Source organism: Streptococcus sp. HMSC073A12, assembly GCF_001812815.1.
GTDB lineage: Bacteria > Bacillota > Bacilli > Lactobacillales > Streptococcaceae > Streptococcus > Streptococcus vaginalis.
On record NZ_KV810536.1, the window covers coordinates 144,371 to 166,557 of the forward strand.

The window sequence follows — 22,187 nt, forward strand, 5'->3', positions numbered from 1 at the left end:
ATGCAATTAAAAAACGTTGGCAAATCATTTGGAAATCAAGCAATTTTAGAAGATATTCAACTGAATATTTCACCGAGCAAATTCACCGCTTTTATTGGTCCAAACGGTGCCGGAAAATCAACGCTGCTTTCCATTATGAGTCGTTTGCTCAAGAAAGATCAAGGTTTTCTCAGTATCAAGGGAAAAGAAATTGAAGCTTGGAATTCAAAAGAGTTGGCCAAAGAATTAACGATTTTAAAACAAAAAATCAATTACCAATCTAAATTAACGGTTGAAGAATTGGTTTCCTTCGGTCGCTTTCCTTATAGTCAGGATCGTTTGACAAAAGAAGATTTCAAAAAAGTGGAGCAAGCATTGGAATATTTGGATATTGCTGATCTGCGAGAACGTTTCATTGATACGCTTTCAGGCGGTCAATTGCAGCGCGTTTTTATCGCTATGGTGCTCACTCAAGACACTGATTTTATCTTTTTGGACGAGCCACTAAACAATCTAGATATTAAGCAAAGTATTTCTATGATGAAAATCTTGCGGTCTCTCGTTGATGACTTAGGAAAAACGATTATCATTGTCATTCATGACATCAATATTGCCAGTCAGTATGTTGATGAAATTGTCGCCTTTAAAGACGGAAAAGTCTTTTATCAAGGTACAACCAATCAGGTCATGAGAAAAGAAATTTTAGATCCATTGTATGAAATGGACATTACCCTTGGGGAAATCAATGGTAAAAAAGTTTGTATTTACCTATAAATATTAATTTTGGAGGAATTTTAATGAAAAAGAATACAAAAACACTACTTCTATCTCTATTCGCAGCTGTTGCAGTTGTGCTACTCGCTGCTTGCAGCGACAATAAACAGTCCAATTCAAAAACGACAAACTCTTCATCTACTTCTAGTGAAGTCACTATCAAAACAGCAAATGGAGATGTGAAAGTCCCTACCAACCCTAAAAAAATTGTAACACTGGATTTAGGTGCAGCTGATACCATTCGTGCTTTAGGAAAAGAAAGCAGCATTGTCGGTATGCCAAAGAAAACTCTGCCTGCTTACTTAAAAAATTTACCAAGTAGCATTAAAAATGTAGGTAGCATGAAAGAACCGAATATGGAAGCTATCGCAGCTTTAAAACCAGACTTGATTATTGCTTCTGGTCGTACAGCTCAATATGTCAAGAAACTCAAGGAAATTGCCCCTACTGTATTATTCCAAACAGACAACAAAGACTACTGGGGTTCTACCAAGAAAAACATCCTTTCTTTAGCAAGTATCTTTGGAGAAGACGGAACCAAAAAAGCTAAAAGTGAATTAGCTACATTAGACAAGGAAATTCAAACCGTTGTTGCTGCCAATGAAAAGTCAAATAAAAATGCTCTTGCGATGATGTTAAATGAAGGTGCAATATCTGCTTTCGGAGCTAAATCACGTTTTGCTTTCCTTTACAGTACTTTGAAATTCAAACCAACAGATGCTAAAATCAAAGAATCAAGACATGGACAAGAAGTCAGCTTTGAAAGTATCAAACAAATCAATCCAGATATTATCTTTGTTCTGAACCGCACTCTTGCTATCGGTGGGGACAATTCGGCCAATAAAGACTTACTGAATAACTCACTGATCCAAGAAACAAATGCTGCTAAAAACAAAACTATTGTAAACTTGACATCCGACCTCTGGTACCTAAGCGGAGGCGGACTCGAATCCACAAAATTGATGATTGAAGATGTAAAAAATGTAGCTGGGAAATAATATAAAAGAGCTGGAGAAAACCTTAAATGAATTTTCTCCAGCTCTTTTATCATCCTCAACTTCTAATTATCCTCTACCGCGAAACCATCATTTGTGATGAAATGATGTTCTAAAATTCCCTCATTACCAAATAAAACTCCGTGGAGAACACCGCCATAGACAGCTCCGCCATCCATGCCAATTTTTTGATCCTGCGTTTGCCAAAGGCGACTTGTCCCAGGCATCTCAGAAAAAAGATAAAAAGTCGGAGTATGTCCAAATACAATTATTTTCCCTGTTTGATTGAGACCTTGATGAAAGGGCTCACGTATCCAAACCTTTTGATAATCGCTTGTTTCATGCCAATCTTTTAAAGTTAAGTCAACTCCAGCGTGTACAAAAATATAGTTATCTGTTTCAACAAAGAAAGGCATCTGACGAATAAAATACACGAGGTCTGGCGCCTCTTCCGACACGCGCTTTGCGTCTTCAACTCCATCAACAGGAGTATCTAGAGGTCGCCCCAAAATAGAATTGATTGTTGTGTCACCGCCATTGCGACGATAATGAGCATAGCCGCTCTCAGGATTGTCCAGCCAAGTTAAAAACATGTATTCGTGATTCCCAGAAATACAAATCGCTCCTTGCTTGTCGACAAGACTTTTCACACACTCTAAAACCGCTCGGCTGTCCTCGCCGCGGTCAATCAAATCTCCCAAAAAGATGAGCTGACTTTCTCCATCCCATTTTTTGAGTAATTCTTTTAGCATTTTTGCTTTTCCATGTACATCACCAATTACAAAATAATTTGTCATGATTACCTCCTGATAACAACCCATTTAGCACAAGCCAAAGAGTATTTCATTTTTTCAAGAGCTCTCTAGCCTGCGTGAGGGCTGCTTGGGTCACATTTTCGCCCGCCAACATTTTGGCAATTTCTTCGACACGCTCATCATTTGATAACAAGCGAACAGTTGAAACGGTCGAATGCTCATCAGATATTTTCTCAATGAAAAATTGATAATCTGCAATGGCAATCACTTGTGGTAGGTGCGAAATTGCGAGGACTTGTCCGTTCGAGCCAATTTTATGAATCTTTTGAGCAATAGCTTGTGCAACACGTCCCGATACACCTGTATCTACTTCATCAAAGACAATGCTGGTTTTGCCTTCCTTGCGAGAAAAAGCAGACTTGATTGCCAACATTAAACGAGACAATTCACCACCTGAAGCAACCTTAACGAGCGGTTTGTAATCTTCACCGGGATTAGTCGAAATATAAAATTCAACGTGTTCATTCCCATCGCGGCTAAATTTTCCCTTGATAAATTGAACTCGAAAATTCGCCTTTTCCATATAGAGGTCTTGCAGTTCTTGCTGAATCTCTGCTTCTAACTGCTGGGCTAATTCGTGCCGAGCCTGACTCAGACTGCTTGCTAGAGAAACCAAGTCTTTTTCCAGCTTTTTCAGCTCTTTGTTCAAATCATCTGATGAAAGATTTTTCCCAGTAAGTAGAGCATATTCTTTAGAAATCTGCTCAAAATAAGCTAAGACATCATCTACTTGACCGCCGTATTTGCGAGTAATACTATAGATTAAATCTAGGCGACTTTCTACTTCTAAGAGACGGCCACCATCAAAATCCAAGTCTTCTAGAATATCCTCCAAACGCTTTGTCACATCTTCCAACACATAGTAAGATTCAGAAAGGTTGGTCGCAATTTCTTTGTAAGTGGCGTCATAGTCTTCAATAGCTTCCATGTCATTCATGGCAGAACGAATATTCGCTAAACTAGAAAATTCTTCATCATCCAGCATGGCATAGGCATTTGTCAAAGTGTCCGCAATCTGCTTATGATTGAGTAACTTATCACGCTCTTGGTTTAAAGCTAAATCTTCGCTAGCTTTTAAATTAGCTGCTTCAATCTCTGCAATTTGATATTCCAGCATGTCAATCCGCGCTTTATTTTCTTCTTGATTCTTTTGAATTGTTAAGATCTGCTTACGCAACTGACGATACTGGTCAAAAGTCTGTTGATAATCAGCTTTGAGCTTGAAAAATGCGTCAGCTCCAAACTCGTCCAACATGGCAATATGCAGCTGCGGTCGCATGAGTTCTTCTTGATCGTGTTGACCGTGAATATCCACCAAATGCTGTCCAACAGCTCGCAAGACAGACAAATTAACCATTTGACCATTAATACGACTGACACTACGCCCATTTTGAAAAATTTCCCGCCGAATAATCAGCTCCTCTGTCATATCAAGCCCTTGCTGCTCAAAAATTTCAACCAAAGCCTTACTCTGCTCAATTGCAAAAAGCCCTTCAATCTCTGCTTTTGATGCACCGTGACGAATCACATCTGTTGTCGCGCGGCTTCCTAGCATCATGTTCATAGCATCAATAATAATAGACTTTCCAGCCCCTGTTTCACCTGTCAAAACGGTCATGCCTTGCTCAAAATTGAGGGAAATCTCTTCAATAATTGCAAAATTTTTAATGGAAATTTCAAGTAACATAGGCTATCTACCAATTTCTGATTTGTTCCAATACCTGATGAGCCATTTCTTCACTACGGAAAATAAGGAGAATCGTGTCATCATCGGCTAAAATACTAAAAATGTCCTTAGAAAAATCTTCTACAATTTGTCGCTTCACAAAAGCTGTGCTTCCAGGGACAAGATTGAGATTGATCATATTTCCCAATAGCTCAAACTTTAAGATATTATTGTCTGCTAACTTCAAACTCGTACTAGCTGATTTCGGTAGTTCATAAATATAAGTGTTATTTTTCAGCGGAATTTTGACAATGCCCAATTCTTTAATATCACGCGAAACAGTTGCCTGTGTTGCTGTAATTCCTGATTTCTTCAGATATTCTACAATTGCTTCTTGTGTCCCAACTTCATAGTCCGACACAAAATGTCTAATTTTTTCTAATCTTTCCTTTTTATTCATCTTTAAATTCCTTATGTGCTGTCTCTACGACCGTTGTAATCATTGCTTTTACTAGTTTTTCAGGATGAGGATTTTTTTCCAAATAGGCTAAAAATTCCACATTCCCATGCCCACCTTGAATAGGGGAGAAATCTAAATCTTTGACGGAAAATCCTGCTTCAACCATAAAGTCCGTTACTTTTTCTAAAACTGCTTGATGCACTTTTTTATCTTTCACAATCCCATTTTTGCCAATCTGCTCTCTTCCTGCTTCAAACTGAGGTTTGATAAGTGCAACGACTTTTCCATTTTCAGCCAAAATCTTATGCAGAGCTGGCAAAATGAGACCAAGCGAGATAAAACTGACATCAATGGAGGCAAAGCTAGGTGTCTCCTCAAAATCAGTTGCCTTGGCATAACGAAAATTAAACTGCTCCATGCTGATGACGCGTTCATCTTGTCGGAGTTTCCATGCCAGTTGATTGGTGCCGACATCTACTGCGTAGACTTTCCTTGCACCATTTTGCAGCATGACGTCCGTAAACCCACCCGTTGATGCCCCAATGTCCAACGTAATCTGATTTTCAACTGAAATCTCAAAAACCTGCAAAGCCTTTTCTAATTTTAAGCCACCACGGCTAACATATTTGAGCTTTTCGCCTTTGAGTTTTAACTCAGTGGTCTCATCAATTTTCTCGCCAGGTTTATCGAAACGCTCACCATTCGCAACAGCAACGACTAAGCCCGCCATCACACCGCGCTTGGCCTGTTCTCTTGTTTCAAAAAGCCCTTGCTTATAAGCTAGAACATCTACTCTTTCTTTCGTCATTGAGTTTTAAACTTTCTATTATCTTTCTGATAGCCGCGCCTGAAAAAGCAAGCTCTACTTCTAATTCTGCCAATAAATGCTCTGTTTCCTCTATCTGTTTTTCAAAGAATCGCTTTGCTCCATCCAAACCCCAAATGGCTGGATAGGTGGCTTTCTCTGCTGCCACATCTTTCTGCGGTGTCTTCCCCAAGTCTTCAAAGTTCGCTGTGATATCTAAAATATCATCTCGCACCTGAAAAGCTAAACCAAGTAATTGACCAATTTTTCTTAATTTTTCCTGCTGTGGCTGTGCCACTTCCGCAATCAAACCCGCAGCAATAAAAGGATAGGTCAGGAGTTTACCAGTCTTATTGGCATGAATATTCTGCAGCTCTGCTAAACTGATGTCCTTTCCTTCGCCCTGCATATCAAGGACTTGACCTCCGACCATACCAAAAGTTCCAGCCGCTAATGACAATTCTGCAATCAAATTTACCTTGATTTGACTAGGTAGTGCCGTTTCTGCTATCAAGGCATAAGAATCCAAAAAGAGAGAATCTCCTGCTAAAATAGCCATTGCTTCGCCAAATTTCTTGTGGCTGGTCAAGCGACCACGACGATAATCATCATCGTCCATAGCCGGCAAATCATCATGAATCAAGCTGCCTGTATGAATCATTTCAAGCGCTGCTGCCACTTGGAAATGTGCTTCTGTCAGTTCCAGTCCTAGACCTTCTAATAATTCTAAAAGTAAAAGAGGACGAATTCGCTTACCGCCTGCATTAACAGAATAGAGGATTGCTTCTATCAAATCAGCGGACACCACTTTTTGAGCATAAAATCCCTCGATAGTCTGTCCAATTCTAGCTAATTTTTCGTCTTGTTTCATTCCATTTCCGTTTCTGTGCCATCAGCCTGCATAACTTTTACCAGCGTTTTTTCTGCCTGATCTAGTGTTTTTTGCAATTCTTTTGAGAGCTGCATCCCCTTTTGAAACTCAGAAATCGCTTCTCCCAAAGCCACATCTCCGTTTTCTAACTTCTGTACGATAACTTCTAAGTCTGCTAAATTTTCTTCAAATTTCTTTTCTTTCGACATCTTTTACCTCAACTTCTATCTGACCATCTCGCATCAAAATGGTTAATTGATCTTTTTTATTGATTTTCTCAATAGATTCTAACACCTGTTCATCTTTTTTGACAATAGCATAACCCCGAGCCACAATTCGGCTAGTATCCAGCATGAGCAAAGCGTCAGACAGACGCTTGACTTCAGCCACTTTATGGTCATAAACAACTGCCATATTACTGCGCAGAAGCCGTTCCAACTGAGCTACACGCTCTTGATAAATCTGAACCTGCCTTAAAGGAGCTAGAGCCTCCAAACGATGTTGTAAAAGCCTTGCCCGCTGCACTTCCTCGTTATAATATTCGCGAATTTTTTGCTTGAGCCGTAAATTTAGTTGATCTAATTTTTGCAGGTAGCTATCATACAGTCGTTCTGGTTGTCGAAAAATGACAGACTGACTCAGCTTAGCTAATCGCTCACGATTGTAAGTAAGACGATTCGATGTGGCAGTTGCTAACCGATTTTGTTGCTGCTGCAAGTGTGCTAGGAGATCCAGCTTTGTTACAGGTGTTGCTAATTCAGCAGCCGCAGTCGGCGTTGCAGCCCGTCTATCTGCAACAAAATCTGCCAAGGTCGTATCTGTTTCATGCCCCACACTCGAAATGATCGGAATGTGCGATTCAAAAATTGCACGGACAACCACTTCCTCATTAAACGCCCAGAGATCTTCAATTGAGCCACCACCTCGACCGATAATGAGTAAATCTAAATCATTTCGCCCATTAGCACGACGAATATTTTCTGCTACTTCAGTAGAAGCTCCTTCGCCTTGCACCTTCGTCGGATAAAGAATTATCTCAACTCCCGGAAAACGACGACTAACAGTTGTGATAATATCGCGAATCACTGCTCCACTAGGACTGGTCACTACTCCAATTTTCTTTGGAAATTGCGGTAAAGCTTGCTTAAAGCACTCCTCAAAAAGCCCTTCCTCGCCTAGCTTTTTCTTGAGCTGCTCAAACTGAATTGCCAAAACTCCGATACCGTCTGGCTCCGCTTTTTCAATGATAATAGAATAAGATCCACTTGGTTCATATAGTTGAACACGACCGATGACATTAACCTTCATACCCTCTTCCAAGTCAAAACCTAACTTCTTATAAACACCACCCCAAATTGTTGCCTGAATGACTGCTTTTTCATCTTTGAGAGAGAAATATTGGTGATTAGGTCGCCTACGAAAATTAGAAACTTGCCCCGTCAGATAAACTCGTTCTAAATAAGGATCTTTATCAAACTTTAATTTTAAGTATTTGGTCAAGGTTGACACGGATAAATACTCAGACATTCCTCTCCTTTCATTTCCTGTAATGCTTCTTTATTCATAATTTTTATTATACCAAACAATCTATAAAAAATCATTTCCAGCCCTCAACGAAAAAGGAAAGACTAGTTTCCCATATCTTAAGCAGAGCCTAGCCCAACAAACTTGCCAAAATATACAAAAGATAGATATGCACAGGATAGAAAAATAACTTCATACCACGACTTTTTCACCGTTGTAAAAATACATTGGAATCACCGCAAAAACCATCATCCATTGCACAGACGTTGGATCTGTTAGATACACAAATAAAGATACTGGTGTTAATGTCACCATTTGTGCTATGCGGTGTCTGCGGAAGATATAAAAGAAAAGACCAAGGTAAACCATGACATCCCCTCCTTCAACCACGATAATGTTTGGAATGGCCATGATAAAAAAAGCAATAATTTGAACCATCAGAGGTGATATATTTTCACTGGCTAGATAACCCGATAGAAACAAAGCCGGCAGAGCCAGAAGAATCGGTAAAAGAAAAAGGCCCAATCCTTTCCAGAATGAATAAAGTTTCTTTTCTTTCATACCCTCAACCATCAAATCCTAAGCACAGATAGATATGCCCGCTAAGAAAAAGGCGCCAAAAGCATTATTCGCCAGCCCAACTTGACCATTAGTGAAAAATTGACTGACAATCATGTTTCCAATAATCATAAACCATGTCATAAAGAGCAACCGTTTCAAATAAGTTTTCCGATTATGCGTATAATAAAAACTATCAGCTGCCAGAAACATAAAAAGAGGAAAAACTACGCGTCCTAGCATTGTTATCCACATCGGGGCGACAAAAGCGCCAAACATTTCGTAGATATGATCTAAAAACACAAGTAAAATAGCTAAAATTTTCAAGTTCGTTGCATTCGATATTTTCTTTAAAGATTGTAACATCATACATTCTCCATTTCTTTTTTTCAACTAGCATAATCTTACTGAAATTTTCCCACTCTTTCCATTACATAAACTTACATTTTCAGAAAGAAAAGTGACATTTTTGTAGGGCAGAAAAAATAAGGTCAAGATAAAACATCTCAACCTCATTAAATACAATGAATTTTCATAAGATAGTGGATATTGAAAAAGTTTATTCTCCCTTTCAACTTGTACTAAACCTCATGAGCTAAATATTACTTTTATAAATAGCTAATAAAAGTTAAACTTTTCAATTTTTTAAATGCTTTTTCAGGTTTTTTCATTATAACATATTTTCTTTTTTAGCTAGCTTCTTCATCCACTTAGGGATTTCTTTGCTGATTTCCGTTGGCAAGACTACATATTTTTCTTTGTTTAACTCCTCTGCAATGGCTGAATGCAGATAGACTGCTGCTGCTACACGTTCCAGTAAAGAACTAGTCTTGAACTGCCTTGCAAAACCCGCAATCATGCCTGCCAGAGTATCTCCCATGCCACCCGTTGCTTGATAAGGACCACCAATAGTCAGTTGAAAATGGTTTCCATTTCCACTTTGAAAAATAGTCGTTCCGTGCTTCTTTTGAACAACGATAGTTCCAGCAGGGAAGGAATTAACAGCTTCTTGGCTTTTTTCAACCGTTTGCTCAGCTATCTTTAGTCCGCTCAACCGCTCCCACTCTTTTTGATGTGGGGTAAAAATCGTCTGTGCTTTTGGAATTGGCAGAGCTTCTTTGCTAAAGAGGGAAATAGCTCCACCGTCCATGATGAAGACTTGATGTTCACTAACAAGTTTCACTACCAGCCGCAAAACGGCTTTTTCAAGTTTACTTTCAGCTAAACCTGATCCAATCAATACTACATCTGCTTTTTGGACTTGCTCGGTCAATAGCTTTTTATCTTGTACATCAAAAGCCATTGCTTCTGGTAAATGATCGTGGAGAGCTGCGATATTTTCCCTATCCGTCGCCACCGTCACTAGACCAGCTCCGCTATGAACTGCAGCTAAGGCTGCCATGATAATCGCTCCACCAAAAGGATATGTCCCGCCAATTAACAACAAGCGACCGTAATCCCCCTTGTGACTATGGAGTGCACGTGGCTGAACGACCTTTTCCAATAATGTACAATTGACCACTTCCATTATTTTCTCCTTTTGCATACTGCGATTCCCCTTGTCTACCTCTATTTTATATAAAGGAAAAAAGACCTGTCTAGGACATTCTTGTCTCAGACTCGTTTACTTTCTAGAATAAAACTCAATACGCAATTGAGTGGCCTTTATTACGCTGATGATATCAGCTTTTACAAACCTACTCAACCTTGCAGGGTGGGGCAACAAATTTGATTTCTTACGAAATACCATTTTTATACGTAATTTTCACGATTACACTCTTTCTGTGGGGGAGTTTGTAGTATAATCATGGCTGTTGTCTGTCCCACTCCCATGACATTCTTATTTTTTCAAACTCCGTTTACACGCTCGATAGGTTTGCTCCATGAGCATGGTAATGGTCATCGGACCAACCCCTCTTGGTACAGGAGTAATGAGACTTGCGGTTTCAGATACTTCATCAAATTTCACATCGCCAATCAATTTACCATTTTCATCACGATTCATACCTACATCAATCACGACCGCGCCTTCTTTGACAAAATCTTTAGTCACAAAATGTCCGCGACCAATAGCTACAACTAAAATATCAGCTTCTTTTGTAATCTCTGACAAGTGATGTGTCCGTGAATGCGTCAGAGTTACTGTTGCATTTTTAGCAAGTAAAAGCTGTGCCATGGGCTTTCCGACAATGTTACTCCGTCCAATGACAACAGCACGTTTACCTTCTAATTCTACACCGTACTCATGAAACATTTCCATAATTCCAGCAGGTGTGGAGGGAATCATGACAGGATGACCACTCCAAAGGCGTCCCATATTCATTGGGTGAAAGCCGTCCACATCTTTATCAGGGTCAATTGCTAACAACACTGCCTCTTCATCAATATGCTTTGGCAGTGGCAACTGAACTAAAATCCCGTGCCAAGCTGAATCTTGATTGTATTGGTCTATCAAAGCAAGCAATTCTTCTTGACTAGTTGTTTCTGGCAGACGCACCACTTCGCTTCGAAGTCCTGCAGCCAAAGCTGACCGTTCTTTATTTCTCACATAGATTTGACTAGCTGGGTTATTGCCGACCAAGATGACTACAAGTCCAGGAACTAAGCCTGTTTGGTCTTTTAATTTACGAACTTTCTCTGCTAATTGTGCTTGTAATTTTTCTGCCAAAGCTTTTCCGTCGATTATCTTTGCCATATAACTCTCATTTCTATTTTCTTCATTCTATTATAGCAGAAATTCATTCATTTGTCCTATAGACTTTTTTATAGAAAGTTATAGAGCGAAACCAACCTTGTCTTTCCACCTTTTTCTACTATTTTATGAAAATTTACACAAAAAACAGAAAAAAAGGAGCCAAAAAACTTAAAATTATCTTAAACCTTAAAACTATTTTAAGGTAACTGCTTTAACATAGAACACGGTACCAATTTAGTTTAAAAATTTAAAGAAGGGAAGAAGACAATGCAAGTAGTGAAACGATCTTTGCATTACATCAGTCGAAAAAAAGTTAAAACTCTTCTTGTATTTCTGATACTTACTCTCATTTCAACTGCCTTAACTAGTAGCTTTTCTATTATGGGAACGACTAATAATATCGAAAAGAAAATCTATGACGCATCAAATACTGGCTTTACAATAACTAGCAAAACACTTGAACGACCACTTTCACTAAAAACAGCAGAAAAATTACTTGAGAATAAAGAAATTTCAAAATTCAACTTCAAATACGATGCTTTAGCAAGTTTGACAGATAAAACTGTTGTCAAGAAAAAACAAGGTGTCACAAGAGACAATCAAAACCCTGTCCTCAACAACCTAGTCGCAGCATTAGGAACAAGTGATTCTACTCTAGAAACAACCTTTGCAAGTGGTGTTTTCAAGCTTGAACAAGGAAAGCCAATTCGTAAAGACGATAAATCTAAGATTCTCATCCATGAAAAATTAGCTAAAAAGAACCATTTAAAAGTTGGAGATAAACTAAAACTAAAGGGAGCCTCCTTAAAGGATGAGGATGCTAAACAACTCCATGAAGTAGAGTTTGAAATTGCTGGTATCTTCTCCGGAAAAAAAGAAGAGAAACAAACCGGTTTAAGCTCAGATGCGACAGAAAATACTGTCTATATGGACTATGAATCGAGCCAATACTTACAAGGCTACAAACCAGCTGATTATAAATTATCTGCAGCCGTTTATTTCGTATCAAATCCAAATCAAATTGATAAAATCATCAATACAGTCAAAAAGTCAAAAATTGATTGGAAGCAAACTGATCTTGTTAAAAACTCTAAAGCTTTTGAAGCAGTTTCTTCTTCTGTTACCAGTTTCAAACAGATTATTAATGTTTTAACTTTCAGTATCATTATTGGAAGTATCAGCGTTCTTTCCTTGATTCTCATGTTCTGGTTGAGAGAAAGGATTTATGAAATCGGAGTACTATTATCTCTCGGTATTTCAAAAGCGATGATTATCTCTCAATTCATACTGGAACTGGTTATCATATCAGTATTTAGTACGGCACTAGCTTCTATTAGTTGCTCTTATATTTCCACTATGGTATTCAAAGGGTTTATAAAAGGCGGTCAACAACAAGATAGCTCATCCGCTATTTTTGAAAATATCGTTCCGCACTTACATACCTCTACTATTCTGATGACTTATGGAATACTGCTCATCATTATTTTACTTGCAGTAGTAGGTTCATCTTCTATTATCCTACATAAAAAACCAAAAGATATTTTAACCGATATAAGTTAAGGAGACAAAACATGACAATTTTAAAAATGGATTCAGTTAGTTACCAATACAATAGCCTACAAGAAAATGTATTGAATCAGATCACAGCTTCATTTGAAGAAGGAAAATTTTATGCTATTATAGGGAAATCTGGTGCAGGAAAATCAACCTTGCTTTCCCTTCTTGCAGGACTTGATACTCCTACAAAAGGAAAAATCCTCTTTGAAGATCAAGACATCGCTCAAAAAGGCTATAACCATCACAGACGGAAACAAATCTCCCTGGTTTTCCAAAATTATAATTTAATCGATTACTTAACTCCGATGGAGAATGTTCGACTCGTGAATTCTCAAGCAAATAAAGATAGCTTGTTACAACTTGGACTCAACGAAAAAGAAATCCATCGTAACGTATTACGATTATCAGGTGGCCAGCAGCAACGGGTTGCTATTGCACGCGCTCTTGCATCTACAGCACCAATTATCTTAGCAGATGAACCAACTGGGAACTTAGATGAAGGTACTGCCATGGACATCATTGAAGTCCTAATTAAATCAGCTAAACAAAAAAATAAATGTGTGATTGTGGTGACACACAGCAAAGAGTTAGCTAATAAAGCGGACGTCGTCTTAGAGTTAAGCAATAAGAACTTAGTCGAAGTCACTAAGAATTATAAATAAGAGCTCCAAGGAGAAGAAATTATATGTTAACGATAAAGAACGCCCTTGCCTATGTATGGCGCAAAAAAATAAAAACACTGATTATCTTTTTAATCCTGTTAGCCATCTCTACTTTAACACTTGGCAGTATTGCTGTTAAAAATGCAACAGACGCTGCTTCAAAAGAGACTTTCAAAAATATCACTAGCAGTTTCTCAATGCAGATTAACCGCGAAGTGAACCAAGGTACCCCTCGCGGAGCAGGAAATCTTAAAGGCGAAGATATCGAAGCTGTGGAAAAAGTTAAAGGTATCTCTGGCTACATCAAACGAATGAATGTTATCGCTGACTTAATTGATCACCAATTGGTTGAATCTGGAGAAACCGACTTTGAAAGCGAAGATAGAAAACAAAAATTCGGCCGTGCCATTATGGCAACAGGTATCAACGATTCATCTAAAGATGATAAATTTACCGCAGAAACCTTCAAACTAGTTGAAGGTAGACATATCAACAAAAATGACAAAAATGTTGCTTTAATTCATAAAGATTTTGCAGAAAAGAACAAACTTAAAGTCGGCGATACGATTAATATAAAATCGAATACTTATGACTATGATAACGTTCGCAAAGCTAATAAAACGACTAAAGTGACAGTTATCGGAATTTTTGACGGGAAAAATAAAGGAGGCGTTTCTAGTCCTCAAGAATTGTATGAAAATACCTTTATCACAGACTTAGAAACGACTAAAACTTTACAAGGTTCAACAGATAAAAACGCTATTTATCAAGATGCTACTTTCTTTGTAAATGGTAGCCAAGATATTGATAAAGTGATGGCGAAAGTAAAAGAAATATCATCTATTGATTGGGAAGCCTACACCCTTGTTAAGAGCACAAGCAACTTCCCAGCACTTCAATCTTCTATTAACGGTATTTACGGCGTTACTGGAAACCTCTTAATCGGAACTCTAATCTTTGGAGCGATTGTTCTTACGCTAGTCTTGTTCTTATGGATCAATGGTCGTAGAAAAGAAATGGGAATCATGCTTTCAATGGGAATTAGCAAAACAAAGATTTTCTTCCAATTTATCACAGAAGTTCTCTTTGTAAGTATATTTAGCTTCATTGGTGCTTACTTTGCAGGTAGTGCTGTCAGCAAGGTGATGGGAAATAGCATTTTAAAACAAGTTACCAGTGGTATTGCTGAAAAACTAGCTCGAGAAGGTAAGAGCGCCAATCTTGGAGGCGGGGCTGAAGTGGATGACTTTAACAAGACCCTCACTAGCCTCAATGTACATGTATCTCCTGATGATATGACCAAGGTGGTCATCTTTGGACTTGCCATTATCATCGTTTCCGTCCTCATTGCTTCAATCACGCTCCTTAGTAAGCAACCAAAAGACTTACTAATGGGAGATAACAGCAAATAAGATATCAATGAGTTCAGACAAAATCGGTCCGTCAGCTAAGTTGACGGACCGATTTATTTTATAAACAGCTAGACTGACTCTCGGATGAAATGACGTGAGGTTCGCTTTGTCGACTTGGTCGATAAAATGAACCGCTTTGGATTGGCTCTGTCGACCCAGTCGAAAAGATAAATAACTTTTAGTTTACCACGTCGACCCGGTGGACGAGATAAACTACTTTTGGTTTTCTCCGTCAGCCCGGCGGACGAAATGAAGCACATTGGATGTGGCTCACTTGCCTATTGTTGCCCTCTTTTTTGCTCCCAACCATACTGATTGTTTACTGATTTTTACAGTTCTTTTGATGTGCTTTCAGCTTCTTCATGGCCCAGTCGTAGTGACTCGATGTGCAGCTGACAAAGTAGGAGCCAAGGGTACTCCCACCAACCCATTTATAGATGCCCTTTGAAAACAGCTCTTCATTTGTAAAGGTTTCAGCCATGGTTAGCACTTTTTCCTGTGATTGATGAAGCAACTTGATTGCTTTTTCTAGCGGTGTCTGTTGATGTTTTTGCCAAAATGCCACATTCATCTCACCATAACTTCTCCAATTATAAGCTGCTGGCAAAAACGATTTTTCGACACCATTTTGATTGGAATGCACCCAATCCAAAAGCAATTGTTGCCACTCATAAAGATGAATGAGAACATCTCTGAGGTTTTTATCCCTCTTCCAATGCGCCTCTTTCTTTTTTTCATCTTTTGAAAAATCAAATGGAGTCTTTAACTCTTCTTCTGTTAATTGGGAAATCAATGACTGCAGCTTTGCATATTGCTGCGTCGCTGCACTGATCAACTCAGTCTTGCTAGTAGGTCTTACCATGTTGTGTTCTCCTTTTTTAATAAATCATACAACAAATAACCTGACAACCTCTGTCATATTTTTAGTTTTCTCTTTATTTTTGTCTCATTTTTTCTTTGATTTCACATTGGCAGTCGCAATCGCCACAGCGTCCTTTTCCTTTGATGATATGGTGCATAGCTGCACCTGCTAAAACTAAAATGATGATAAATACAATAATCGTGGACATAATTTCTCCTATACTGTTTGACGTGTCAGACTATCTAAAGTGATAACCTCTACTGTTTCTTTGCGCGGTTTTCTAAAGATGAAATAGAGACCCGCTGCCACAACGAGCAGAGCAAAGACAGTCACTGGAGATATTCCTTTTCCGTACAGCAAAACTTGACCAAATTGGTAAATCACAAGGCTGACATTATAAGCCAGTAGGGTTTGAAATGAAATAGCAATCCACGTCCATTTAGCATTTCCCATTTCCCGATGAATCGCACCAATCGCTGCAAAACAAGGAGCGCAGAGTAGATTAAAGACAAGGAATGAGTAAGCGGAAAGTGCCGTATAATGCTGTTGGAGATTGGTCCACAACTCTTTGGTGGTCTCTGTCGCGTCTGTCACTTTATACAAGATTCCAAAAGTAGAAATCACCGTTTCCTTAGCCAACAATCCCGTAATAGCCGCAACCGTTGCTCGCCAATTGCCAAAGCCAAGAGGGCTAAAGATCCAAGCTAATCCTTTTCCTAAGGTGGCTAGAATACTATCTTCTGTTTCGACCGCCTGTAAGCTAAAGTTATAGGAACTAGCAAACCAAATGAAAATATTGGTCACAAAGATAATCGTTCCAGCACGCTTAATGAAGCTCAAAGCCTTTTGACCAGCATAGCGCAAAACCGTTTTGACTTGTGGCAGGTGGTAACTCGGCAACTCCATGATAAAGGGCGCGACAGCGCCACCGAGGATTGCTGTCTTTTTCAGAGCAATTCCTGATAAGACAATGGCTCCCATTCCGACAAAATAAGCACTTGGTGCAATCCAAGGATTGCCGGGGAAGAAAGCTCCCGCAATCAAGGAAATAATCGGCAACTTGGCAGAACAAGGCATAAAGGTTGTTGTCATAATGGTAATTCTACGGTCACGTTCATTTTCAATGGTTCTACTCGCCATGACACCAGGAACGCCACACCCCGTCGAAATCAACATGGGGATAAAGGATTTTCCAGATAAACCAAACCGCCGAAAGATTCGATCCATCACAAAGGCAATCCGGCTCATATAGCCGATGTCTTCCAAGAAGCCCAAGCAGATAAACAAGACAAAAATCTGAGGCACAAAGCCTAGCACAGCTCCGCAGCCTGCGATAATCCCATCAATGATTAAAGATTGAAGCCAGTCAGCTACAGCTAATTGCTCTAGCAATGATTTAACACCATTTGGAATCCATTCTCCAAAGAGAACATCGTTTGTCCAATCCGTTCCCATCGTTCCAATCGTTTGAATAGAGAGGAAATACACCAACCACATAACAAGCGCAAAGATTGGTAAAGCTAAATAACGATTGGTCACAATACGGTCAATCTTATCTGACAAACTTAATTTAGTAACATCGGCTTGCAGCGCCATTTTGACTGCTGACTCAATAAACTCATAGCGCGCATTAACAACAATGGTTTCTGCGTCTTCAGTGTAGATTTCTTCCGTAATCCGAATCGCATCTTCAATCTCTGTTTTTTGAAAATCAGACAATGCCAGCTGTTCAGATAATTCTTTATCGCGTTCAAAAAGCTTAATGGCATAAAAACGAGCTTGTTTTTGAGGCACTGCATTCCCCAAAATACGGATGATTTCTGACAAAGCCGCTTCAAAATGATTGTCGTAAGCTGGATAGAAAGCCTCTTCTACCTGATTCATCACTCGCATGGCCTGCTGCATGACTTGGTCAATCCCTGTCTTTTTCAAAGCACTGGTCGCTACGACCGGCACTCCTAGCTGGTAGCTTAATTTAGTCGTATCAATCCATTTTCCTTGCTTTTCAACGACATCGCTCATATTTAAAGCCAGCACAACCGGAATCCCCGTCTCAATCAATTGCAAGCTCAAGTATAGATTTCGTTCCAAATTGGTTGCGTCAACTACATCCAAAATCCCGTCTGCATTACCGCTTAAAAGATAATTTCTACTAATCACTTCTTCAGAAGTATAAGGCGACAACGAGTAAATTCCCGGTAGATCTTGAATAATAATATCTTTATTTTTACGAAACAGACCACTTTTCTTCTCGACAGTGACACCAGGCCAATTTCCCACATGCTGGCTACTACCGGTTAGAATGTTAAATAAACTGGTCTTTCCACTATTCGGATTTCCCGCAAGCGCTAATTCTTTCATCCTTTTGCTCCCTTTTCGCTTTTCACAACACTAACCAGACTCGCTTCTGACTTTCTCAACGTCAAATCGTAACCTCTCAACTTAATTTCTAATGGATCACCTAATGGTGCGACTTTCTGCAACTGAACTTTTGTGTTTTTCGTCAAACCCATATCCATCAACCGTCGTTTTAAAACACCATCTGCATGAATTGCTTCGATGTATGCCACATCTCCAACAGCCAACTCAGATAAAGGAAGAGAAGATTTGCTACTGCCCTTTGGCACAACATCCAGCTTTTTCAAAATAGAATTATCCAAGGCAATCCTCGCAGCTCGAACTAAGAGAATAGCTGTGTCGTTTGTTTTTGAAATGACTTGAATAAAACTGCCTATCTTAATCCCTAGATCAGCTAAATGACGGACACTTGCTTCCTCTAGATCGATTCCGACAATTTCATATTCTGTTAATAATGTTATCCGAGATAAATCCATACTATCTCCTTTTCTGTTTGTCAAGAAATATGCTTGCTATCACTATTAGTATACCACTTTTTTCTAAGAATTTCTGACAATTCTAAGGTAGATAAATAAAAATTATTGCAAAATAAATACCCCCTAAGCAGGTGCCTAGAGGATATCTTATTAGAGACTAGCAAATTAATACAACAACTCATAAATTTCCATAGCAATCAAATCAATACTGTCAAATGTATAAGTTTCATGCGCTGCTACATCACGAAGAGTGAATACTGAGCCATTTTCTTCGTCATAGCTATAAGCTACTTCTGCTACAACAACTCCGTCACGCTCAAAATTGCGTTTCAAATTGCCGCCATCTTTTGTCATAGCATCTAAACGATTGATAATTCTTACTAAATGTGATTCCATTTTCCTTCTCCTATTCATTTATACGTTACTATTTTACCACAAATGAAAGATGAAATACCAGTAAAAGCCCTGTTTTTGATAAATTTAACACAAAATAAAACGCTTCAGTACAAAAATCTGTCTTTTAACACTTTATTCTTGCAATGTTTTAGAATACTGCTATAATAAAACTAAGAAATTTGACTATTATTGACCAATTGGTATTATTCAAACAAATTTTAAAAGAAAGAGGTAGCACATGCTTTGTCAAAATTGTAAAATAAATGAATCTACCATTCATCTTTACACGAATGTGAATGGAAAACAACACCAAGTTGACCTCTGTCAAAATTGTTATCAAATCATGAAAACAGACCCAAACAATGCCTTGTTTCGTGGAATGACCAATATGAATAATCAAAACAACTTAGACCCTTTTGATGATTTCTTTAACAATCTAGGGAATTTTCAAAATCATCAAGAACCACAAACCCCTCCGACTCAATCTGGAGGTGGTTACGGCAATGGAGGTTACGGTTCCAATCAAGGTGGGAGTGCACGCCAGCAAGCTCCGCAACAGCCTAAAGGCCTCCTAGAAGAATTTGGTATCAATGTAACCGAATTTGCTCGGCGCGGTGAAATTGACCCTGTCATCGGTCGTGATGAGGAAATCGTCCGCGTCATTGAAATTCTCAACCGTCGAACAAAGAACAATCCAGTCCTCATCGGAGAGCCTGGTGTCGGTAAAACAGCAGTTGTCGAAGGCTTAGCTCAGAAAATTGTAGATGGAGATGTTCCACATAAACTCCAAGGCAAAGAAGTCATTCGTTTAGATGTCGTTAGTTTGGTTCAAGGGACTGGAATCCGTGGTCAATTTGAAGAGCGAATGCAAAAACTCATGAACGAAATTCGCTCTCGACAAGATGTTATATTATTCATTGATGAAATTCACGAAATTGTTGGAGCTGGTTCTGCTGGCGATGGAAATATGGATGCTGGAAATATCCTAAAACCAGCACTTGCTCGCGGTGAACTCCAATTAGTCGGTGCCACAACTCTCAATGAGTATCGCATTATCGAAAAAGATGCAGCACTGGAACGCCGGATGCAGCCAGTAAAAGTGGATGAACCAACGATTGAAGAAACCATTACTATTCTAAAAGGCATTCAAAAAAAATACGAAGACTATCATCACGTTAAATACACAGATGATGCTATTGAAGCGGCGGCTGTCTTGTCCAATCGTTATATCCAAGATCGCTTCTTGCCCGATAAGGCCATTGACTTGCTAGACGAAGCAGGTTCAAAGATGAATTTGACACTTAATTTTGTTGATCCCAAAGTTATTGATCAACGCTTGGTAGAAGCTGAAAACCTCAAGGCACAAGCTACTCGTGATGAAGATTTTGAAAAAGCTGCTTATTTCCGTGACCAAATTGCCAAATACAAAGAAATGCAGCAAAATAAAATGGCAGACCAAGATACACCTATCATCAGTGAAAAAACGATTGAGCATATCATTGAGCAAAAAACAAATATCCCAGTTGGTGACTTAAAAGAAAAGGAACAATCGCAATTAATTAGTCTGGCTGATGATTTGAAAGCTCATGTCATCGGTCAAGATGATGCCGTTGATAAAATTGCAAAAGCTATTCGCCGTAATCGTGTCGGACTTGGCTCTCCTAATCGACCAATTGGATCCTTCCTCTTTGTCGGACCAACCGGTGTCGGTAAAACAGAACTTTCTAAACAATTAGCGATTGAGCTCTTTGGCTCAGCTGACAGCATGATTCGCTTTGATATGAGTGAATATATGGAAAAACACAGCGTAGCCAAACTCGTTGGAGCACCTCCAGGCTATGTTGGCTACGAAGAAGCCGGACAATTGACAGAACGCGTACGCCGCAATCCTTATTCTCTCATTCTGCTTGACGAAGTAGAAAAAGCGCACCCAGATGTCATGCACATGTTCCTGCAAGTTCTTGACGATGGACGTCTGACAGACGGACAAGGGCGCACAGTTAGCTTTAAAGATACAATTATCATCATGACTTCAAACGCCGGTACTGGCAAAGTTGAAGCAAATGTTGGTTTTGGAGCAACACGCGAAGGACGGACTAACTCTGTTCTCGGTGAATTAGGCAACTTCTTCAGTCCAGAATTTATGAACCGCTTTGACGGTATTATCGAATTTAAGTCCCTTGATAAGGAAAATCTCCTAAAAATCGTAGACTTGATGCTAAAAGATGTCAATGAACGACTTGCAACAAATGACATTCACCTAGACGTGACAGACAAAGTCAAGGAAAAATTAGTTGACTTGGGTTACGATCCGAAAATGGGAGCTCGTCCTCTGCGTCGGACAATCCAAGATCACATCGAAGACGCCATTACTGACTACTACCTTGAACACCCAAGTGAAAAAGAACTCAAGGCTGTCATGACAAGCAACGGTAAAATTGTCATCAAATCGGCTAAAAAAGCTGAAAATGAAGCCGACAAAGAAATCCAAAAACCAGCAGATAACAATGCTAATTAAACATGAAAGTCACTCCTTAGAAATCTAGGGAGTGATTTTTTAGTTACTGAACACTATATCTCAAAATTGTCTTTAGTTTCTCTGGAGCGGTGCGATTTTTATTGTTCAAATAAATTTCACGATGATATGCTGTGCAGCGTTTTAACCCATTTTCTTGACAGAAAGCATCCATTTTCGCGAAGGTTTGTGGTTCATCGTCCAATGGTCCTACATGAAGCATGGCAACGCTGCTTCCTTCGCTTATTCGTTCAAAGCGAATCTCATTATAAAATGGATTTGGCTTTTTCACTTTTACTTTTTCGAGAGCTGTTTCAACTATTTCATTTGTAATAAACTCTGGCTGAGCAATCATAATCGTATAAACCAAGTCGTCTTTTACCAAAGTCTCTGCTTCTGTTTGCTGCCAACTCCCTTCCAAAGGGTAAACGGTAAAATCAGTAAATTCTTGATGATGAGCAGTTTTTTTATACTCCATTTTAATCGCATAAGCGAGGGAATAAAGAGCAGAAACCCTTTCTGAAAAGTCAGCTTTATTTGGATTTCCTTGACTATTTAACATGATAAATGACTGCACAGGGTGTTCAATGACCACAGGAGTTTTTGGACCTTGATAAAGTTTTTTATCTAATTTTCTCCATTCATATTTCATTTGTTTGCTCCTTTCATTTTTCTATCATGAGTATAACAGAAGAAACTTGTCGCCTGGTGTCAACTTTTATATAAAAGTAAAATTTGTTTGAAGATTTTTCTTCTGTTTTCCCATATTTTATAATGATAAATTGCAATAAAAAGTGCAACGTTTAC

Annotated in this window: 23 protein-coding genes; 6 read left to right on the forward strand and 17 right to left on the reverse strand. The window is 39.0% G+C overall.

The annotated features are described in order from the left end of the window. Entirely contained in the window at nucleotides 1-753 is a 753-nt protein-coding gene (locus tag HMPREF2876_RS04875; RefSeq protein WP_024052829.1) for an iron ABC transporter ATP-binding protein, read from the forward strand. Between the two features lie 23 nt (nucleotides 754-776). Continuing rightward, nucleotides 777-1,751 carry a siderophore ABC transporter substrate-binding protein gene (locus HMPREF2876_RS04880; protein ID WP_024052830.1) on the forward strand — a complete coding sequence of 325 codons (975 nt, stop codon included), beginning with the start codon at nucleotides 777-779 and terminating at the stop codon, nucleotides 1,749-1,751. Nucleotides 1,752-1,813: 62 nt separating this feature from the next. On the opposite strand, the gene HMPREF2876_RS04885 is transcribed toward HMPREF2876_RS04880, so the two are convergent. The 11 genes from HMPREF2876_RS04885 to HMPREF2876_RS04935 all read right to left on the reverse strand — a co-directional run bounded on the left by HMPREF2876_RS04885 (nucleotide 1,814) and on the right by HMPREF2876_RS04935 (nucleotide 11,142). Further along, the gene (locus HMPREF2876_RS04885; RefSeq protein ID WP_024052831.1) at nucleotides 1,814-2,545 is read right to left on the reverse strand and encodes a metallophosphoesterase; all 732 of its coding nucleotides are present in this window, start codon (nucleotides 2,543-2,545) and stop codon (nucleotides 1,814-1,816) included. A 46-nt stretch (nucleotides 2,546-2,591) separates the two neighbouring features. Beyond that, the gene (gene recN, locus HMPREF2876_RS04890) at nucleotides 2,592-4,250 is read right to left on the reverse strand and encodes a DNA repair protein RecN (RefSeq protein ID WP_024052832.1); all 1,659 of its coding nucleotides are present in this window, start codon (nucleotides 4,248-4,250) and stop codon (nucleotides 2,592-2,594) included. 7 nt (nucleotides 4,251-4,257) lie between these two features. After that, nucleotides 4,258-4,689 carry an arginine repressor gene (locus tag HMPREF2876_RS04895; RefSeq protein WP_003031395.1) on the reverse strand — a complete coding sequence of 144 codons (432 nt, stop codon included), beginning with the start codon at nucleotides 4,687-4,689 and terminating at the stop codon, nucleotides 4,258-4,260. Next, nucleotides 4,682-5,497: a TlyA family RNA methyltransferase gene (locus tag HMPREF2876_RS04900; RefSeq protein WP_024052833.1), complete on the reverse strand. Its 816-nt coding sequence runs from the start codon at nucleotides 5,495-5,497 to the stop codon at nucleotides 4,682-4,684. Before HMPREF2876_RS04900 ends, HMPREF2876_RS04895 begins: the two co-directional genes overlap by 8 nt. Next, complete coding sequence (locus tag HMPREF2876_RS04905) at nucleotides 5,463-6,365, reverse strand: polyprenyl synthetase family protein (protein WP_024052834.1); 903 nt, start codon at nucleotides 6,363-6,365, stop codon at nucleotides 5,463-5,465. Before HMPREF2876_RS04905 ends, HMPREF2876_RS04900 begins: the two co-directional genes overlap by 35 nt. Beyond that, a complete protein-coding gene (locus tag HMPREF2876_RS04910) occupies nucleotides 6,362-6,574 on the reverse strand; it encodes an exodeoxyribonuclease VII small subunit (protein WP_070584393.1) in 213 nt (70 codons plus the stop codon). Before HMPREF2876_RS04910 ends, HMPREF2876_RS04905 begins: the two co-directional genes overlap by 4 nt. After that, the gene (gene xseA, locus HMPREF2876_RS04915) at nucleotides 6,552-7,892 is read right to left on the reverse strand and encodes an exodeoxyribonuclease VII large subunit (protein WP_070584395.1); all 1,341 of its coding nucleotides are present in this window, start codon (nucleotides 7,890-7,892) and stop codon (nucleotides 6,552-6,554) included. Before xseA ends, HMPREF2876_RS04910 begins: the two co-directional genes overlap by 23 nt. 189 nt (nucleotides 7,893-8,081) lie before the next feature. Beyond that, nucleotides 8,082-8,450 (reverse strand): conjugal transfer protein TraX, encoded by a 369-nt coding sequence (locus tag HMPREF2876_RS10895; RefSeq protein WP_224783697.1) that lies wholly within the window; start codon nucleotides 8,448-8,450, stop codon nucleotides 8,082-8,084. Between the two features lie 18 nt (nucleotides 8,451-8,468). After that, a complete protein-coding gene (locus HMPREF2876_RS10900; RefSeq protein ID WP_261674200.1) occupies nucleotides 8,469-8,816 on the reverse strand; it encodes a conjugal transfer protein TraX in 348 nt (115 codons plus the stop codon). Nucleotides 8,817-9,117: 301 nt separating this feature from the next. Then, entirely contained in the window at nucleotides 9,118-9,975 is an 858-nt protein-coding gene (locus tag HMPREF2876_RS04930) for an NAD(P)H-hydrate dehydratase (RefSeq protein ID WP_024052839.1), read from the reverse strand. 312 nt (nucleotides 9,976-10,287) lie between these two features. Further along, complete coding sequence (locus tag HMPREF2876_RS04935; protein ID WP_024052840.1) at nucleotides 10,288-11,142, reverse strand: bifunctional methylenetetrahydrofolate dehydrogenase/methenyltetrahydrofolate cyclohydrolase; 855 nt, start codon at nucleotides 11,140-11,142, stop codon at nucleotides 10,288-10,290. Between the two features lie 267 nt (nucleotides 11,143-11,409). On the opposite strand from HMPREF2876_RS04935, the gene HMPREF2876_RS04940 reads away from it, so the two are divergent. From HMPREF2876_RS04940 to HMPREF2876_RS04950, 3 genes are read left to right on the forward strand one after another with little or no spacing between them, the layout of a single operon-like run. Then, nucleotides 11,410-12,702 (forward strand): ABC transporter permease, encoded by a 1,293-nt coding sequence (locus tag HMPREF2876_RS04940; RefSeq protein ID WP_070584400.1) that lies wholly within the window; start codon nucleotides 11,410-11,412, stop codon nucleotides 12,700-12,702. A gap of 11 nt (nucleotides 12,703-12,713) precedes the next feature. Further along, nucleotides 12,714-13,361, forward strand: coding sequence for an ABC transporter ATP-binding protein (locus HMPREF2876_RS04945; protein ID WP_003030192.1), 648 nt, complete (start codon nucleotides 12,714-12,716; stop codon nucleotides 13,359-13,361). A gap of 23 nt (nucleotides 13,362-13,384) precedes the next feature. Then, nucleotides 13,385-14,773, forward strand: coding sequence for an ABC transporter permease (locus HMPREF2876_RS04950; protein ID WP_070584402.1), 1,389 nt, complete (start codon nucleotides 13,385-13,387; stop codon nucleotides 14,771-14,773). A gap of 319 nt (nucleotides 14,774-15,092) precedes the next feature. Here the strand turns inward: HMPREF2876_RS04950 and HMPREF2876_RS04955 are convergent, their stop codons facing one another. The 5 genes from HMPREF2876_RS04955 to HMPREF2876_RS04970 all read right to left on the reverse strand — a co-directional run bounded on the left by HMPREF2876_RS04955 (nucleotide 15,093) and on the right by HMPREF2876_RS04970 (nucleotide 18,865). Then, nucleotides 15,093-15,635 (reverse strand): ClbS/DfsB family four-helix bundle protein, encoded by a 543-nt coding sequence (locus HMPREF2876_RS04955; protein WP_024052843.1) that lies wholly within the window; start codon nucleotides 15,633-15,635, stop codon nucleotides 15,093-15,095. Nucleotides 15,636-15,708: 73 nt separating this feature from the next. Next, the gene (locus HMPREF2876_RS10175) at nucleotides 15,709-15,843 is read right to left on the reverse strand and encodes a FeoB-associated Cys-rich membrane protein (protein ID WP_003023693.1); all 135 of its coding nucleotides are present in this window, start codon (nucleotides 15,841-15,843) and stop codon (nucleotides 15,709-15,711) included. An 8-nt stretch (nucleotides 15,844-15,851) separates the two neighbouring features. Next, nucleotides 15,852-17,996 carry a ferrous iron transport protein B gene (feoB, locus tag HMPREF2876_RS04960; protein ID WP_070584404.1) on the reverse strand — a complete coding sequence of 715 codons (2,145 nt, stop codon included), beginning with the start codon at nucleotides 17,994-17,996 and terminating at the stop codon, nucleotides 15,852-15,854. Next, nucleotides 17,993-18,469, reverse strand: coding sequence for a FeoA family protein (locus tag HMPREF2876_RS04965; RefSeq protein ID WP_024052845.1), 477 nt, complete (start codon nucleotides 18,467-18,469; stop codon nucleotides 17,993-17,995). Before HMPREF2876_RS04965 ends, feoB begins: the two co-directional genes overlap by 4 nt. Before the next feature lie 165 nt (nucleotides 18,470-18,634). Then, nucleotides 18,635-18,865: a DUF1797 family protein gene (locus tag HMPREF2876_RS04970; RefSeq protein ID WP_024052846.1), complete on the reverse strand. Its 231-nt coding sequence runs from the start codon at nucleotides 18,863-18,865 to the stop codon at nucleotides 18,635-18,637. A gap of 238 nt (nucleotides 18,866-19,103) precedes the next feature. Between HMPREF2876_RS04970 and HMPREF2876_RS04975 the strand changes: the two genes are divergently transcribed. After that, complete coding sequence (locus tag HMPREF2876_RS04975; protein WP_070241924.1) at nucleotides 19,104-21,383, forward strand: ATP-dependent Clp protease ATP-binding subunit; 2,280 nt, start codon at nucleotides 19,104-19,106, stop codon at nucleotides 21,381-21,383. 43 nt (nucleotides 21,384-21,426) lie between these two features. Here HMPREF2876_RS04975 and HMPREF2876_RS04980 read toward each other — a convergent pair whose 3' ends face one another. After that, a complete protein-coding gene (locus HMPREF2876_RS04980; protein WP_070584407.1) occupies nucleotides 21,427-22,032 on the reverse strand; it encodes a GyrI-like domain-containing protein in 606 nt (201 codons plus the stop codon). Nucleotides 22,033-22,187: the final 155 nt, after the last annotated feature.